This is a genomic window from Paenacidovorax caeni (assembly GCF_001298675.1).
GTDB classification, from domain to species: domain Bacteria; phylum Pseudomonadota; class Gammaproteobacteria; order Burkholderiales; family Burkholderiaceae_C; genus Paenacidovorax; species Paenacidovorax caeni.
In genome coordinates, this window is the sequence record NZ_CYIG01000022.1 from 1 (window position 1) to 15,086 (window position 15,086).

15 protein-coding genes are annotated in these 15,086 nt (G+C 67.4%); 12 read left to right on the plus strand and 3 right to left on the minus strand.

Annotated elements, in window-relative coordinates; all coding sequences use genetic code 11:
• Positions 1–175: 175 nt before the first annotated feature.
• Both trxC and BN2503_RS10625 read right to left on the minus strand, forming a co-directional pair.
• Positions 176–616: a thioredoxin TrxC gene (trxC, locus tag BN2503_RS10620; protein ID WP_054256636.1), complete on the minus strand. Its 441-nt coding sequence runs from the start codon at positions 614–616 to the stop codon at positions 176–178.
• A 67-nt stretch (positions 617–683) separates the two neighbouring features.
• A complete protein-coding gene (locus tag BN2503_RS10625) occupies positions 684–878 on the minus strand; it encodes a DUF2905 domain-containing protein (RefSeq protein WP_054256637.1) in 195 nt (64 codons plus the stop codon).
• A gap of 92 nt (positions 879–970) precedes the next feature.
• Between BN2503_RS10625 and BN2503_RS10630 the strand changes: the two genes are divergently transcribed.
• Positions 971–1,786, plus strand: coding sequence for a PhaM family polyhydroxyalkanoate granule multifunctional regulatory protein (locus BN2503_RS10630; protein WP_054256638.1), 816 nt, complete (start codon positions 971–973; stop codon positions 1,784–1,786).
• A gap of 70 nt (positions 1,787–1,856) precedes the next feature.
• On the opposite strand, the gene BN2503_RS10635 is transcribed toward BN2503_RS10630, so the two are convergent.
• Positions 1,857–2,612, minus strand: coding sequence for a helix-turn-helix domain-containing protein (locus BN2503_RS10635; protein ID WP_054256639.1), 756 nt, complete (start codon positions 2,610–2,612; stop codon positions 1,857–1,859).
• A gap of 135 nt (positions 2,613–2,747) precedes the next feature.
• Here BN2503_RS10635 and BN2503_RS10640 point away from each other — a divergent pair, with 135 nt between their 5' ends.
• The 11 genes from BN2503_RS10640 (at position 2,748) to BN2503_RS10690 (ending at position 15,073) form a co-directional block, all read left to right on the plus strand.
• Positions 2,748–3,581 carry a hypothetical protein gene (locus BN2503_RS10640; RefSeq protein WP_054256640.1) on the plus strand — a complete coding sequence of 278 codons (834 nt, stop codon included), beginning with the start codon at positions 2,748–2,750 and terminating at the stop codon, positions 3,579–3,581.
• Complete coding sequence (locus BN2503_RS10645; RefSeq protein WP_054256641.1) at positions 3,578–5,521, plus strand: MFS transporter; 1,944 nt, start codon at positions 3,578–3,580, stop codon at positions 5,519–5,521. Before BN2503_RS10640 ends, BN2503_RS10645 begins: the two co-directional genes overlap by 4 nt.
• 122 nt (positions 5,522–5,643) lie before the next feature.
• Positions 5,644–6,093 (plus strand): YiaA/YiaB family inner membrane protein, encoded by a 450-nt coding sequence (locus tag BN2503_RS10650; protein ID WP_054256699.1) that lies wholly within the window; start codon positions 5,644–5,646, stop codon positions 6,091–6,093.
• A gap of 44 nt (positions 6,094–6,137) precedes the next feature.
• On the plus strand, positions 6,138–6,602 hold the full coding sequence (locus tag BN2503_RS10655; RefSeq protein WP_233495051.1) for a hypothetical protein: 465 nt from the start codon (positions 6,138–6,140) through the stop codon (positions 6,600–6,602).
• A 2-nt stretch (positions 6,603–6,604) separates the two neighbouring features.
• Positions 6,605–7,393 (plus strand): DUF2145 domain-containing protein, encoded by a 789-nt coding sequence (locus BN2503_RS10660; protein WP_054256642.1) that lies wholly within the window; start codon positions 6,605–6,607, stop codon positions 7,391–7,393.
• Between the two features lie 96 nt (positions 7,394–7,489).
• Positions 7,490–8,524 (plus strand): serine endopeptidase, encoded by a 1,035-nt coding sequence (locus tag BN2503_RS10665; RefSeq protein WP_054256643.1) that lies wholly within the window; start codon positions 7,490–7,492, stop codon positions 8,522–8,524.
• A gap of 175 nt (positions 8,525–8,699) precedes the next feature.
• Positions 8,700–9,347: a nucleoid occlusion factor SlmA gene (gene slmA / locus BN2503_RS10670; RefSeq protein ID WP_054256644.1), complete on the plus strand. Its 648-nt coding sequence runs from the start codon at positions 8,700–8,702 to the stop codon at positions 9,345–9,347.
• A gap of 178 nt (positions 9,348–9,525) precedes the next feature.
• Positions 9,526–11,388 carry an ABC transporter ATP-binding protein gene (locus BN2503_RS10675; protein ID WP_054256645.1) on the plus strand — a complete coding sequence of 621 codons (1,863 nt, stop codon included), beginning with the start codon at positions 9,526–9,528 and terminating at the stop codon, positions 11,386–11,388.
• Positions 11,348–12,421 (plus strand): acyltransferase family protein, encoded by a 1,074-nt coding sequence (locus tag BN2503_RS10680; protein WP_233495052.1) that lies wholly within the window; start codon positions 11,348–11,350, stop codon positions 12,419–12,421. The genes BN2503_RS10675 and BN2503_RS10680 overlap by 41 nt, the downstream gene beginning before the upstream one ends.
• 140 nt (positions 12,422–12,561) lie before the next feature.
• Positions 12,562–13,236 carry a TetR/AcrR family transcriptional regulator gene (locus BN2503_RS10685; protein ID WP_054256646.1) on the plus strand — a complete coding sequence of 225 codons (675 nt, stop codon included), beginning with the start codon at positions 12,562–12,564 and terminating at the stop codon, positions 13,234–13,236.
• Between the two features lie 40 nt (positions 13,237–13,276).
• Complete coding sequence (locus tag BN2503_RS10690) at positions 13,277–15,073, plus strand: acyl-CoA dehydrogenase C-terminal domain-containing protein (RefSeq protein WP_054256647.1); 1,797 nt, start codon at positions 13,277–13,279, stop codon at positions 15,071–15,073.
• Positions 15,074–15,086 lie beyond the last annotated feature (13 nt).

The window sequence follows — 15,086 nt, forward strand, 5'->3', positions numbered from 1 at the left end:
CGCAGGGCGTCAAATGGGCGTGCCGCTGGCTCATAACGCCGGAATTTGCCGGCGAATCGAGCTGCCATCGTCGCTTCGATCCGCATCGCGAAACTCAACGTGCCTCAGTCAGCTCGGACACGCAGGCGGACTGGGTTTTGCAGACCTTCCCTAGGTAAAGATCGTGAACAGGCTCTCAGAGCACGGAGCGTACCCAGCGCACGATCTCGCCGGGCGGCAGCGCGCCCGAGACGCGCGCTACCTCGCGCCCTGCGCGGAACACGATCATCGTCGGAATGCTGCGGATTTGATAGCGCCCCGCGATTTCCGGGTGGGCCTCGGTGTCCAGTTTCGCCAACTGCACCTGTGGCGCCAGCGCCTGTGCCGCCTGGGCAAAGCCCGGCGCCATTTGGCGGCAGGGGCCGCACCAGGGGGCCCAGAAGTCCACCACCACTGGCAGGTGACTGCGGCCCACATGCTTGTCGAAGGTGGTGCCGTCCAGTGCCACAGGGGCGCCGGTCACGAGGGGGCGGTGGCAGTGGCCGCAATCGGGCGCGCTGTCCAGGTCGGCCGCGCGCACGCGGTTCGTGCCGTGGCAGTGCGGGCAGACGAGGTGCAGGGTCTCGGGGGAGGTCATAGAGGCTCTCGCGGGGGTTGTGCGTCTGCCCCTGCAGATGGGGCCGGTGCAGCGACGTTCAACAGCTTCACAGCAGCCGCGCCAGCAGGCTGACCACCCAGCTCAGCAGCAGGGTGGAGGCGAGCGGAATGTCCCACTCACGCCCGGCCAGGCGAAAACGCAGGTCGCCCGGCAGGCGCCCAAAGCCCCAGCGGCGCAGCAGCGGCGTCAGCCCATTGATGAGCACCAGGGCCAGGAAGACGACGAGAAACCAGCGCAGCATGGCGTGCAGTGTAGGGCCGGCGCAGGGTGCCACGCGCGGCTGGCTTGGAGTAAGCTGTAACGCATCACCATCACAACCAGCACGGAGCGGTCATGAGCGACAACAACGCCTTTGGTTTTGCCAAATTGGTTCCCGGGTTCGATTTCTTGCAAAACCTTGCCAAGGGCGCGGCCGACCGGGTGCCGCAATTGCCCAACCTGTCCAACTGGGTTGCGCCCACACTCAACGTTGAGGAGCTGGACAAGCGTATCTCCGAGCTCAAGTCGGTGCAGTTCTGGCTGGAGCAGAATTCGCGCGCGCTGGCCGCGACCGTCCAGGCGTTGGAGGTGCAAAAGATGACCCTGGCGACCTTGCAGGGCATGAACTTCAGCATGGGTGACGTGGCCAATGCCTTCAAGCTCAAGGCGGCCGATACCGTAGCCTCCGGTGTGCAGAAGGCCGGTGACACTGCCGCTGGTGCGGCCCAGGCGATGGCCGGTGCAGCACGTGCGGCAGCCGAGGCCGTGCCCGATGCCGCCGCGAAGGCGGCCAAGGGCGCTGCCGATGTTGGCCTGATCGATCCGCTGCAGTGGTGGGGCGCCTTGACTACCCAGTTCCAGCAGATTGCTGGCAACGCGCTCAAGGATGCCGCACGCCAGAGTGCCATGGACACCACGCGCAACGTGGCCACGGGGCTGGCCAAGGAGGCCTTCAAGACGGCCAGCGACATGGCCACCCAGTTCGCCGCCAAGGGCGTGCAGAGCATGCAGGAGGCCGCAGGCGTGAAGCCGGCCGCGCCAGCCAAGAAGGCACCCGCCAAGAAGGCCGCGAAGCCGGCCGCCAAGCCTGCGGCGAAGGCGGCAAAACCTGCGGCGAAGGCCGCGGCCAAGGCCCCGGCACGCCGCCCTGCGCGCAAGTCGGCAGGCTGAGCGGCAGGCGCTCACTCTAGAGTCAAAATGGCCTCCAGCGCTTATCCATCAAGCGCTGGCAGCTATTAAATCAGGAGCTTTTCGGGCCCGCCATGCTGCGCCGCATGCCCGTGAACGCCTCGAACTCCCAACTGCGCATGGCCAGCAGCAGCGTGTAGCCCTCGCGCTGTGCCTCGGGCTGGCGCTGGTCCGCCAGGTGCTGCTGGGCAAAGTCCTGCGCCACGCGCTGCATGCGCTCCATAAAGGCGGGCGCCAGGCTGCGGCTGATGCTGCCGTGCACCAGCAGCACGCCTTCGCCGGGCCCATCAAAGCCGCCAGCGAAATAGTCCAGCAGCGCGTGCTCGCGGAAGTAGTCCATCACCGGGCCGTGCGGCCGCCAGCGGAAGGTCTTGGCCAGCTTGAGCCGGTAGCGGTTGCCGGGGCGCAGCTCGATGATGCCGATGCGGTCGAGCTGCGCGAGGTATTTCACGCCCTCGGCCTCGGTGAGGCGGTAGGTGGCCAGCACCTGCTCCAGCGTCCACTGGCTGAGCACGCAGATGGCCATCAGCAGCAGCTTCTTGTCGGCCACCACGGCGCGCTCCTGCTCGGCCGACAGCTCTTGTAGCAGGGGCTGGCTGTCGGCCACGCGCCGCGCCAGGTCGGCGAAATCGAGCTTGAGTGCGCGGCAAATGGCATCGATGCGCGACAGTGGCATGTCGCCCTTGGCCAGCATGCGCTTGACGCTGGATTCGGCCATGCCGATGGCCTGTGCCAGATCGGCGTAGGTCATCTGGGCGGCCTTGAGTTCTTTTTTCAGGGCGGTCACGAGGTCGGCGGTGGTGCTCATGGGTATCGATTATGGATACCTGTGGCGTTCACGGTTGGTGCTGGTGCATCCAGGCGGTGCCCAAAATGCGGTGCCTGCCGACACTGCCGGCCATGGCGCCCCGCAGGGGGGCGCCGCTGACCGAAGGAGTGCGCGATGCACCTGCCAACCCTTTCCGCCCAGCGCCTGCGCTGGCTCCTGGCCACTGCCGTGGCCGTTTTCCTGGGCCTGGCCTGCGGGTTGCCGCCGCTGGCCCAGGCGCCCCACTACCACGCCTTTGCCGACCAGCGCGCCTGGGCGGGGCTGCCCTGCGCGCTGGACGTGCTGAGCAACGCCGCCTTCGTGCTGGTCGCCCTTTGGGGCGCTTGGGCGCTGCACGGGCCGCAGGCGCGCCGCCTGCCCGCCACGCCGCGTGCCCTGGCGGCGCTGTGCTTCGCAGGGCTGGCGTTGACGGGCGGCCTTTCGGCCTGGTACCACGGGGCGCCGCACGACGCGACGCTGTGGTGGGACCGCTTCGGCATGCTCTGGGCCTTTGCCGGGCTGCTGGGGCTGGCCGTGCACGCCCGCGTGGATGCGCGCGCTGCCTGGGCTGTGGCGGCGGCCGTGCTGCTGGGGGGCGTGGCCGCGCTGCAGGCGTGGACGGCCACAGGCAACCTGCTGCCCTGGGCGGTGCTGCAGGGCGGGGGCGTGCTGGTGCTGCTGGGCCTGGCCTGCGTGGCGCCGCTGCCGGGGGCGCTGCCGGTGCGCTGGGGCGCGGTGGTGGTGGTCTACGCCGTGGCCAAGGCGCTGGAGGCGGGCGATGCCGCCGTGTTTGCTGCCACGCAGATGTGGGTGTCCGGGCACAGCCTCAAACATGTGGTGGCGGCTGCCGCCGCGCTGCCGCTGATGATGGCGCTGCGGCCCCGCCGTGTCGGGCGCGAAGGCACAATCGCCAGCCTGCCTTTGCGTACCGCAAAGGCGTTCAACATTCAGCGAGGGAGCGCACGATGAGCCAAGCCCAGGCCAACCCGCATGCCGCGTCCGTGGCGCATGACGACCACCCCAACCAATTTGCCCTGCTCACCCAGCGGCGCTTTGCGCCGTTTTTCTGGACGCAGTTTGCCGGTGCGGCCAACGACAACCTGTTCAAGTTCGCCTTCACGGTGATGGTGACCTACCAGCTCAGCGTGTCGTGGCTGCCGCCGAGCATGGCGGGGCTGGTGATCGGGGCGCTGTTCATCTTGCCGTTTTTGCTGTTCTCGGCCACCTCGGGGCAGCTGACCGACAAGGTGGACAAAACGCGCATGATCCGCTTTGTGAAGAACCTGGAGATCACCATCATGCTGCTGGCGGCCTGGGGCTTTTTTGCCGCCAGTCCGGTGGTGCTGCTGGGCTGCACCTTTTTGATGGGGCTGCATTCCACGCTGTTCGGGCCGGTGAAGTTTGCCTACATGCCGCAGGTGCTGTCCGAGCGCGAACTCACCGGCGGCAACGGCATGGTGGAGATGGGCACTTTTGTGGCCATTTTGCTGGGCCAGGTGGCGGGCGGCCTGCTGGTGGCGCTGCCCGGCGTGGGCCCGGCCTACGTGGCCGTGGCCTGCGTGGGCGTGGCGCTGGCGGGGCGTGCGGTGGCGCAGTTCATTCCCAGCGTACCGGCCACCGACCCGGGGCTGGTCATCAACTGGAACCCGTTCAGCGAAACCTGGCGCAACCTGAAGCTGGCGCACGGCAACATCGTGGTGTTTCGCTCGCTGCTGGGCATTTCGTGGATGTGGTTCTTTGGCGCCGTGTTCCTCAGCCAGTTTCCCAGCTTTGCCAAAGAGGTGCTGCACGGCAACGAGCAGGTGGCCTCGCTGTTGCTGGTGGTGTTCTCGGTGGGGATTGGTATCGGCTCGCTGCTGTGCGAGGTGCTGAGCCGCCGCCATGTGGAGATTGGCCTGGTGCCGCTGGGCGCCATCGGCATGAGCGTGTTTGCCATCGACCTGTACTTTGCCTCGCGCGCGTTGCCCGCGTCGCCCATCATGGGGCTGGCGGCGTTTGTGGCGCAGCCAGCGCACTGGCGCGTGATGGCCGATTTGCTGCTGCTCTCGCTGTTTGCCGGGCTGTACAGCGTGCCCATGTACGCGCTCATTCAAATGCGCAGCCAGCCCACGCACCGCGCGCGCATCATCGCCGCGAACAACATCTTGAATGCGCTGTTCATGATTGCCAGCGCGCTGCTGGCGGGGGCGCTGCTGTCGGCCGGGTTCTCGGTGCCGCAGGTGTTCCTGTTCACCGGCATCGCCAATGCCGTGGTGGCGGGCTACATCTTCCTGCTGGTGCCTGAGTACCTGCTGCGTTTCGTCGCCTGGGTGCTGTCGCGCTGCATCTACCGCTTCAAGGTGCGCGGCGACGCGCACATTCCCACCACGGGCGCGGCCATCCTGGCGTGCAACCACGTGAGCTTTATCGATGCCGTGCTACTCATGGCCGCCAGCCCCCGGCCCATTTACTTTGTGATGGATCACCGCATCTTCCGCGTGCCTGTGCTGGGCTGGCTGTTCCGCCTGGCCAAGGCCATTCCGATTGCGCCGCAAAAAGAGGACGCCGCCACTTACGAAGCCGCGTTTGAACGCGCTGCCCAGGTGCTGCGGGGTGGCGACCTGCTCGCCATCTTCCCCGAGGGCGGCATCACGCGCGACGGGCAACTGCAGCCCTTCAAGGGCGGCATCATGAAGATTCTCGAACGCGCCCAGGCCGAGGGCGTGCAAGCGCCCGTGGTGCCCATGGCGCTGACCCAGCTGTGGGGCTCGTTCTTCAGCCGCATCGAGCAAGGCGGGGCCATGGTGCGGCCCTTCCGCCGGGGCATCTGGAACCGCGTGGGGCTGAATGTAGGCGCCCCCGTGGCGCCGTCTGCCGTGCAGCCCGAGGCGCTGCGCGCGCAGGTGGCGCAGCTGCTGGCGGCGGGGTAAAAGTATCGTTTTTTGATGCTGAGTGGCGAATGGTTTGCCACTTGGCACTGAAAGCGAGACTTTCTCGCTCTGCCCGCTGCACCATGCGTTCCATGTTCAACCAACGCCTGAGTGCAGCCACCATGCAAAACGCTCCCCTCACCCTCCCGCGCGACACCAAGGCCTGGCAGCTCCAGGTCTGGGCCTCTTTCGGTATTGCCCTGCTGCTGTGCGCCACCGGCCTGGCCTGGCTGCCCGGCGAGCCGCTGGCGCGCGCCTTCATGTTCATGGGCTATGTGTTTTGCCTGTCGGCAGCCCTGGTGCTGGCCAAGTTTGTGCGCGACAACCAAGGCGGCAGCAGCGACACCCCGCTGTGGCGGCTGGTGGTGTGGGGCGGCTTTGGCACCGCCATGGCACTGACCGGCTGGGGCCTGTGGGACATGGAGGTAAACCCCACCTACAAAGCTTTTCTGGGGGTGAGCTGGCTCTACCTCATCACCAGCGCCTTCACCCTGGCCAAGATGCTGCGCGACCGCCACGAGGCTGATGTGCTGGAGGCGCGCCTGCAAGGCCGCCGCGAGGCGGCCCAGTGAGCGGGCGGGCGCTTCTTTCGTATCGGGTTTACAGGAGAAACGTCATGCGCAATGACATGCCTTCATGGGTGCAGCGCCTGGCCGTCCAGGCACTGCTGGTGGCGGGCCTGGCCTGCGGCAGCGCCGCCCAGGCGCAAAGCGAGGCCTCGGCCGCCCTGTCGCTGATGCCGGTGGCCTCGGTGGTGGTGGCGTCGGGGGCGGCATCGGCCACGGCCGGCGCGGTGGTGGCCCTGCCGGTGGCGCTGTCGGTGGGTGGCGCCGTGCTCACGGTGAAGGCCGTGCAGGCCTCGGCCACGGGCACGGTGATCGTGCTGGAGCGTGCCTCGGACGGCGCCCAGGCCAGTATTGAGCTCACTGGCCGCGCCGCCAGCGCCACGGCCTACGGCGTGGGCACGGTGGTGTCGTGCAGCGTGATCGGCACCGGCGTCATCCTCTCGGCGGCGGGCGAGGTGCTGGCCTTCGTACCCAACGCCCTGGGCCGCGCCCTGCTGCACAACGAAAGGCTGTGACCATGCGCCCCGTTGTTGTTGTTTCCGCAGCGCTGGCGCTGTGGGCTGCGCTGGGGCTGCCAGCGCACGCCGGCCGCTCGTGCGCGCCGCACCGCCCCACGGTGCAGGGCATCGAGCGCGGCATGCAACTGGCGCAGCAGACCGCGCAGGCGCTGGACGCCAGCGGCGCGCGTGTGGTGCTGCTGGGCCGCGCCGGGCAAGACCTGACGAAATACGGGCTGCGTTACTCGCACCTGGGCTGGGCCTACAAGAGCGAAGCCGGGCCCTGGCGCGTGGTGCACAAGCTCAACGAATGCGGCACGGCCGTGGCGGCGGTGTACCGCCAGGGGCTGGGCGAGTTCTTCCTGGATGACCTGTGGCGCTATGAAGCCGTGTGGGCCGTGCCCACGCCCGAGGTGCAGGCGCGCCTGCTGCCGGTGCTGCAAGCCAACGCCCAGGCCACGCAGCTGCACGTGCGCCCCTACAGCATGGTCAGCTACGCCTGGGGCGAGAAATACCAGCAGTCCAACCAGTGGGCGCTGGAGACCCTGGCCGCCGCCATGGAGCCGGTCAGCGTGCGCCAGCGCGCCCAGGCCCAGGCGTGGCTGCGCTTCAAGGGCTACGAGCCCAGCGTGCTGAAGATCGGCCCGCTCACCCGGCTGGGCGGGCGCGTGACGGCGGCCAACGTGGCGTTTGACGACCACCCGCCGGAAAAGCGCTTTTCCGACCGCATCGAGACGGTGACGGTGGACTCGGCCCTGGTGTGGCTGGAGCGCGCGCAATTGGCCGGGGCGCCGCAGGTGACGCGGTGATTAGGGGTCAAAATGGGCTCTGGCGCTTGTGTGGCAAGCGCTGGCAGCTATTAAATTCATAGTTTCCAACGAGATTCCCAAGGAGAGAGGTGCATCATGGGCAAGGCATTGCGTCTGTCGGAGAAGTGGTTTCGCCGCGGCCTGTGGCTGGTGGCGCTGGTGTTCGCGGGGTTTCTGATCGGGCTGGGCGGCACCATCGTGGGCGATTTACCCAAGGTCGAGGCACCGCTGCGCGTGGACGATTTCCTCGACCGCACGGCCGCGCAGGCGCTGCGCAGCCAGGTCAAGGAGGCGCACCAGGCCGAGCAGGACGCCCAGGCCGCGCTGGAGCAGGCGCGGTTGCAGCGCGCCAAGGCGCGCAGCGAGAACCAGGCCGAGCGCGAGACCTTCAACAACTGGCTGGCCGCGCGCCAGGCCACGCAGCGCGCCGAGCACGACCCCGAGGTGATCGCGCGCACCCAGGCGCTGGATGCGCTCAAGGGCCGCGAGCGCCAGGCCCAGCAGGCCGTGGAAGCGCAGGAGCAGGCCCTGCTGGACGCGCGCCAGGGCGCCCAGGCCGCGCAGCAGCAGCTCGACGCGCTGGAGCGCGGCGGCTACGAAAAGCTGGCCGCGGCCCAGCGCACGGTGGAGCTGCGCGTATTCCTTTACCGCCTGGCGCTCACCCTGCCGCTGCTGGTGGCGGCGGGCTGGCTGTTCGCCAAAAAGCGCCAGGGCACCTGGTGGCCGTTTGTGTGGGGTTTCATCTTCTTCGCGCTGTTTGCCTTCTTCGTCGAGCTCGTGCCCTACCTGCCCAGCTACGGCGGCTACGTGCGCTATGTGGTCGGCATCGTCGTCACCGCGCTGGTGGGGCGCTATGCCATCGTGGCGCTGAACGGCTACCTGGAGCGGCAGAAGCAGGCCGAGGCGCTGCCTGACCAGGAGCGGCGCAAGGAACTGAGCTACGACGTGGCGCTGGCGCGCCTGGCCAAGAGCGTGTGCCCGGGGTGCGAGCGCCCGGTGGACCTCAAGAACGACCAGATCGACTACTGCCCACACTGCGGCATTGGCCTGTTCGACCGCTGCGGCCACTGCAGCACGCGCAAGAGCGCCTTTGCCCGCTTCTGCCACGCCTGCGGAACGCAGGCGGCGTGAAACACCCCCTGCGTCGCTTCGCGCCTCCCCCTTCTCCGTAGCGCTGGGCGCGATGGGACGCTCCGTTGTCATCCGGCACGGGCGGTGCGCAGCGCCGTGGAAAACAGAGGGCGCCAACCCGTTCCAGGCCCCGCCGGGGGGCTGTGCGAGAATCGCCGCGCAACCCCGCTCGCTCATGTCCGACCTCTCCCCCGAATCCCCGTCCGCCGCGCCCGCTGCGCGCAAGCGCCCCAAGCCGGGGGAGCGGCGCGTGCAGATTCTGCAGGCGCTGGCCGCCATGCTGGAGCAGCCGGGGGCCGAGCGCATCACCACCGCCGCGCTGGCGCGCCAGCTCGACGTGAGCGAGGCCGCGCTGTACCGCCACTTCGCCAGCAAGGCGCAGATGTTTGAGGGGCTGATCGAGTTCATCGAGCAGTCCGTCTTCACGCTGGCGCAGCAGATCGTGGGCCGCGAGCCGCTGGACCCGCAGCAGGGCAACCCCGAGGGCGCGCAGCAGGCGGCGCGCGTGGTGGCGCTGCTGCTGCAGTTCGGCGAAAAGAACCCCGGCATGGTGCGCGTGATGGTGGGCGACGCCCTGGTGCTGGAGCATGAGCGCCTGCAGGCGCGCATGAACCAGTTTTTCGAGCGCATCGAGTCCACGCTGCGCCAGGCGCTGCGCGGCGCCGCGTTGGCGCGCGGCTCTGGCACGCCGTCGGTGGATGCGCAGGTGGGCGCCAGCGTGCTCACGGCGTTCGCACTGGGGCGGTTGCAGCGTTTCGCGCGCTCGGGCTTTCGCCAGTTGCCCACCGAGCATCTGCAGGCCAGCCTGGGCTTGATGCTCTGAGCTGTGCACCACGCGCGCCAGCGCCCGCGCGGTGCTGTGTTTTGTCAAAAATGTGAGCTTCCAGCGCTTGTCCTGTAAGGGCCGGAGGCGTTTTTTGCTCTGATTTTCAACCCAGGTAGGCCCACGCCGGCAAAGGCGGGCCGCTCTGCGTACCATGGGCTGCTGGAGGCCTTAGTCCGTGCTTTTTTCGTTTTTTGAGAACCGCGTTCCCCCGTATCCCAGCACCGAGCCCGTGCCGCCCCCGCCGGGCTTCTTCGCTTTTGTCTGGGCCTGCACGCGCGGCATGCGCGGCTGGATCGGGCTGCTGACGCTCACCTCGGCGCTGCTTGCGGTGTACGAGGCGGCGCTGTTCGCCATCATGGGCCACGTGGTGGACTGGTTGTCCACCGTGTCGCCCGCAGGTTTCTGGCAAGCGCAGCGCGGCACGGTGTGGGGCATCGCGGCCATCCTGCTATCGAGTGTGCTGCTGCTCGGGCTGCATACGGCGGTGATGCACCAGGTGCTGGCCATCAACTTTCCGATGCGCCTGCGCTGGGTGTTCCACCGGCTGATGCTGGGGCAGAGCATGTCGTTCTACGCCGATGAGTTCGCCGGCCGCATCACCACCAAGATCATGCAGACCGCGCTGTCGGTGCGTGAGGTGGTGTTCATGGTGGTGGATGTGCTGGTGGGCGTGAGCGTTTACATGATCGGCATCCTGGTGCTGGCCGCCAGCTTCGAGTGGCGGCTGATGCTGCCGTTCGCGCTGTGGCTGGCGGCCTACACGGCGGCGTGCTTCTACTTCGTGCCGCGCCTGGGCCAGATCGGCAAGGCGCAGGCCGATGCGCGCTCGATGATGACCGGCCGCGTGACCGACGCGTATACCAACATTGCGACCGTGAAGCTGTTCGCGCACACGCGCCGCGAGGCCGAGTTTGCGCGCAGTGCCATGGAGGCCTTCAAGGCCACGGGCTACACGCAGATGCGTCTGGTGAGCCAGTTCGAGATCGCCAACCACCTGATGATCACGCTGCTGCTGTTGGGCAGTACCGGCACGGCGTTGTGGCTGTGGTCCGAGGGCCAGGCCACGGCGGGCGTGGTGGCGGCCGTGATGGCCATGGCACTGCGGCTGATGGGCTATTCGCACTGGGTCATGTGGCAGATGACGGGGTTGTTTGAGAACGTCGGCACGATCCAGGACGGCATCCTGACATTGACCAAGCCGCGCACCATCGTGGATGCCCCCGGGGCGCAGCCGCTGCGCGTGACGCAGGGGGCGATCGCGTTCGAGGACGTGTCGTTTGCCTACAAGGACGGGGGCAAGCAGGTGATCGACCACCTCAGCCTGCACATTCGCCCCGGGGAGCGCATTGGCCTGATTGGCCGCTCGGGCGCGGGCAAGTCCACGCTGGTGAACCTGCTGCTGCGCTTTCACGAGGCGCAGGGGGGGCGCATCACCATCGACGGGCAGGACATCACCGCCGTGACGCAGGACAGCCTGCGCAGCGCCATCGGCATGGTGACGCAGGACACCTCGCTGCTGCACCGCTCGATGCGCGACAACATCCTCTACGGCCGCCCTGACGCCAGCGAGGCCGAGATGCGCGCCGCTGCGGCGCGCGCCGAGGCCGCCGAGTTCATTGAGCAGCTCACTGACCTCAAAGGCCGCAGCGGCTACGACGCCCAGGTGGGCGAGCGTGGCGTGAAGCTCTCAGGCGGCCAGCGCCAGCGTGTGGCGATCGCGCGCGTGATGCTCAAGGATGCGCCCATCCTGCTGCTGGACGAGGCCACCAGCGCGCTCGACAGCGAGGTGGAAGCCGCCATCCAGCACAGTCTGGACGGCCTGATGCACGGCAAGACGGTGATCGCCATCGCACACCGCCTGTCCACCATCGCCGCCATGGACCGCCTCGTCGTGCTGGAGGCGGGCCGCATCGTGGAGCAGGGCACGCACGCCGCGCTGCTGGCGCAAGGTGGTATCTACGCCCGTCTGTGGGCGCGCCAGAGCGGCGGCTTTCTGGGTGAGGCGCAGCGCGAGGATGGCGGGGCGTTGGGAGGGTAGGGCGGGTATGGGTAATCATTTCGATGGGTTGCGCCTGGCGGCGGCGCTGGCGGTCTTTGTCTCGCATGGCGTGTTTCTGTACCGGCTGCAGCTGCCGGTGCCGTTTCCCGGGCACAGCCTCGGATCGCTGGCGGTGTATGTGTTTTTCTTCATCAGCGGTTATCTGGTACAGCAGAGCTGGGCGCGCAAGCCGCAGTGGCGCGCTTTTGCGTTGAAGCGCTGTATGCGGGTTTTTCCAGGGCTGCTGGTGGCCGTGGCGTTTTCGGTGTTCATCCTCGGTTGGGCGGTAACGACCCTGCCAACAGCCGCCTATTGGAGCGCGCCCGGAACATGGATGAACTTCTTCAACAACGCGGCCGGCCTGGCGACGGTGCAGACACTGCCCGGGGTGTTCGAGTCGAACCCTTTCGCGCGTGCGGTAAATGGCTCCCTGTGGACGATTCGCTATGAGCTGTTCATGTACGCACTGCTGGCCCTACTGGCCTGGAGTACCCGAGGGCGGCGCTGGGCGTATCCGGCAGTGGCGTTGGTTTTGGCCGTTCTGTGGATGGCAGCCCGGCAGGGGCAGTGGGATGTTCGCTGGGAGGCCATCGGCGGCTGGGGGGCTGAGGTATTCAGGTGGGCTGATTTTTGTGCCTTCGGCGTGCCCTTCTTCTTGGGCTGCACGTTTGCCGCCTATGCCCTGCGTCCGCGCGGTTGGATGGCCGGGGGGGCGCTGCTGGCAGCGCTGTGCGCGTACCACGCTGATGCGCAGGCGCTGCGCCAGGTGGCTGTGTGGAGCCTGATTGCCTGCGGGGTGTTCTATGCAGCGCATGTCGGTGCGCCCGAGCGGCAGGGCCGGGGGCGCATCGATATTTCCTATGGGGTTTACATCTATGCGTTCCCTGTCCAGCAGGCAATGACGCAGCTGTGCCTGCGCCAGGGCTGGCCGTTGGCAGTCTGCCTGGGGCTTTCGCTCCTGCTGGTGCTCGTGTTGGCCGTTGCGTCGTGGTTCTGGGTGGAGCGGCCGTGTTTGCGATACGGGAAAACGTGACGCCAAGGGCATAGCCAGGCTTTTGAGGGGGGCGCCGTCTGCGCTGCTCTTTGGAGCCGCCTCCCTATTTTCCCTTAGAGGGATGCCTAACGCGGGAAATTGCTGCAGAATAGAACGAACGTTCGTTTTTTTCTGCTCTCATGCCCACTGTTCCCAAGTCTCGCACAGCCTCCGCCTCCAGCGCCGCACGCACCGGCCGGGGGCGTGCGCTGCAGAAAGGGCAGCAGACCAAGGCGGCCATCGTTGATGCGGCCCTGGGCTTGGCCACACACATCGGGCTGGAGGGGCTGTCCATTGGCGCCCTGGCCGATGTGACGGGCATGAGCAAATCTGGTGTGTTCGCGCACTTCGGCTCGCGTGAGGAGCTGCAGATTTCGGTGATCCGCGAGTACCACCAGCGCTTCGAGCAGGAAGTGTTCTACCCCGCACTGGCGGCGCCGCGCGGCGTGGCGCGCCTGCGCGCGCTGTTCGACAACTGGATGAAGCGCACCTCGGTCGAGATCGACTCGGGCTGCATCTACATCAGCGGCGCGGTCGAGTTCGACGAGCGCTCTGGCCCGGTGCGCGACGCGCTGGTCGACTCGGTGCTGACCTGGCACGCCGCCATGCGCCGCGCCATCCAGCAGTGCAAGGAGTGTGGCGACTTGCAGGCCGAGGTGAAGGAGGAGCAAATGCTCTTCGAAATCCATGGCCTCATCCTGGCGCTGCATTACGAGGCGCGCTTCCTGCGGCACGCGGGCTCGATCGAGCACGCGCTGACCGGCTTCGACAACATCCTGGCCCGCTACGGTGCGCACGCGCGCCTGCCGGGCTGATTTCCTTTTCCACCCAACGCATCACTCAAGGAGTACGCACATGCCCACCTACCAGCCGCCACTGCGCGACATGCACTTTGTTCTGCACGAAGTCTTCCACGTCGCGGACGAGCTCAAGGCGATGCCTGCGCATGCGGAGACCGATGCCGACACCATCAACGCCGTGCTGGAGGAAGCCGGCAAGTTTGCCGCCGAGGTGGCCTTTCCGCTGAACATCAGCGGCGACACCGAGGGCTGCAAGCACGACGTGGCCACGCATTCCGTGACCACGCCCAAGGGTTTCAAGGAGGCTTACGCCACCTACGTCGAGGGCGGCTGGCCCGCACTGTCGTGCGATCCGCAGTACGGCGGCCAGGGCCTGCCCCACGTGGTCAACCAGTGCCTGTACGAAATGCTCAACAGCGCCAACCAGGCCTGGACCATGTACCCTGGTCTGTCGCACGGCGCGTATGAAGCCCTGCTGGCACACGGCACCGATGAGCAAAAGGCCACGTACCTGCCCAAGCTGGTGAGTGGCGAGTGGACCGGCACCATGTGCCTGACCGAGCCCCACTGCGGCACCGACCTGGGCCTGCTGCGCACCAAGGCCGAGCCCGTCGGCGATGGCACCTACAAGATCACGGGCAACAAGATCTTCATCAGCGCGGGCGAGCATGACGTGGCGCCCAACATCGTGCACCTGGTGCTGGCCCGCCTGCCCGATGCGCCCAAGGGCAGCAAGGGCATCAGCCTGTTCGTGGTGCCCAAGTTCAACGTGAACGCCGATGGCTCGCTGGGCGCGCGCAACCCCATCTACTGCACCGGCCTGGAGCACAAGATGGGCATCCACGCCAACGCCACGGCGCAGATCGCCATTGATGGCGCGATCGGCACCCTGGTGGGCCAGCCGCACAAGGGCCTGGCCGCCATGTTCGTGATGATGAACGCCGCCCGCCTGGGCGTGGGCAACCAGTCGCTGGGCCTGACCGAAGTGGCGTTCCAGAATGCGCTGGCCTACGCCAAGGACCGCATTCAGATGCGCAGCCTTTCCGGCACCAAGGCCAAGGACAAGGACGCTGACCCCATCATCGTGCACCCCGACGTGCGCAAGATGCTGCTCACCGCCAAGGCTTACGCTGAAGGCGCGCGCGCGCTGCAAATCTACTGCACGCTGCTGCTGGACAAGTCGCACCACCACCCCGACGAGAAGGTGCGTGCCGAGTGTGACGAACTGGTGGCGCTGCTGACCCCCATCGTGAAGGCCTTCATCACCGATAACGGCCACATCGCCACCAACGCCTGCATGCAGGTCTTCGGCGGCCATGGCTTCATCAAGGAATGGGGCATGGAGCAGTACGTGCGCGACAACCGCATCAACATGATCTACGAAGGCACGAACACGGTGCAGTCGCTCGATCTGCTGGGCCGCAAGGTGCTGGGCAACAACGGCGCCACGCTGAAGAAGCTGGGCAAGCTGATCGGCCAACTGGTGCAGGAAGAGGGCGTGAACGAGAAGATGGCCGAGTTCATCAACCCCATCGCCATCCTGGGCGACCAGATGACCAAGTTCACCACCGAGATCGGCTTCAAGGGCATGCAGAACCCCGACGAAGTGGGCGCTGCCGCCGTGGACTACCTGCGCGTGGCCGGCCACCTGGTGTTTGGCTACCTGTTCGCCCGCATGGCCCAGGTGGCGCTGCGTGCCATCGCCGCCGGCAGCACCGACCCGTTCTACACCGCCAAGCTGCAGACGGCGCGCTTCTACTTCGCCAAGCTGTTCCCCGAAGTCCAGACGCTGATGCGCACGGCCCGCGCCGGCAGCAAGGTACTGATGGACACCGACGCCGCCCTGGCCTGACCGGCGCGGTGTG

Excerpts from the sequence above, each read along its gene's own strand:
- trxC (WP_054256636.1), bottom strand. The coding sequence starts at position 616 with ATGACCTCCCCCGAGACCCTGCACCTCGTCTGCCCGCACTGCCACGGC.
- BN2503_RS10625 (WP_054256637.1), bottom strand. The coding sequence starts at position 878 with ATGCTGCGCTGGTTTCTCGTCGTCTTCCTGGCCCTGGTGCTCATCAAT.
- BN2503_RS10630 (WP_054256638.1), top strand. The coding sequence starts at position 971 with ATGAGCGACAACAACGCCTTTGGTTTTGCCAAATTGGTTCCCGGGTTC.
- BN2503_RS10635 (WP_054256639.1), bottom strand. The coding sequence starts at position 2,612 with ATGAGCACCACCGCCGACCTCGTGACCGCCCTGAAAAAAGAACTCAAG.
- BN2503_RS10640 (WP_054256640.1), top strand. The coding sequence starts at position 2,748 with ATGCACCTGCCAACCCTTTCCGCCCAGCGCCTGCGCTGGCTCCTGGCC.
- BN2503_RS10645 (WP_054256641.1), top strand. The coding sequence starts at position 3,578 with ATGAGCCAAGCCCAGGCCAACCCGCATGCCGCGTCCGTGGCGCATGAC.
- BN2503_RS10650 (WP_054256699.1), top strand. The coding sequence starts at position 5,644 with ATGCAAAACGCTCCCCTCACCCTCCCGCGCGACACCAAGGCCTGGCAG.
- BN2503_RS10655 (WP_233495051.1), top strand. The coding sequence starts at position 6,138 with ATGCGCAATGACATGCCTTCATGGGTGCAGCGCCTGGCCGTCCAGGCA.
- BN2503_RS10660 (WP_054256642.1), top strand. The coding sequence starts at position 6,605 with ATGCGCCCCGTTGTTGTTGTTTCCGCAGCGCTGGCGCTGTGGGCTGCG.
- BN2503_RS10665 (WP_054256643.1), top strand. The coding sequence starts at position 7,490 with ATGGGCAAGGCATTGCGTCTGTCGGAGAAGTGGTTTCGCCGCGGCCTG.
- slmA (WP_054256644.1), top strand. The coding sequence starts at position 8,700 with ATGTCCGACCTCTCCCCCGAATCCCCGTCCGCCGCGCCCGCTGCGCGC.
- BN2503_RS10685 (WP_054256646.1), top strand. The coding sequence starts at position 12,562 with ATGCCCACTGTTCCCAAGTCTCGCACAGCCTCCGCCTCCAGCGCCGCA.
- BN2503_RS10690 (WP_054256647.1), top strand. The coding sequence starts at position 13,277 with ATGCCCACCTACCAGCCGCCACTGCGCGACATGCACTTTGTTCTGCAC.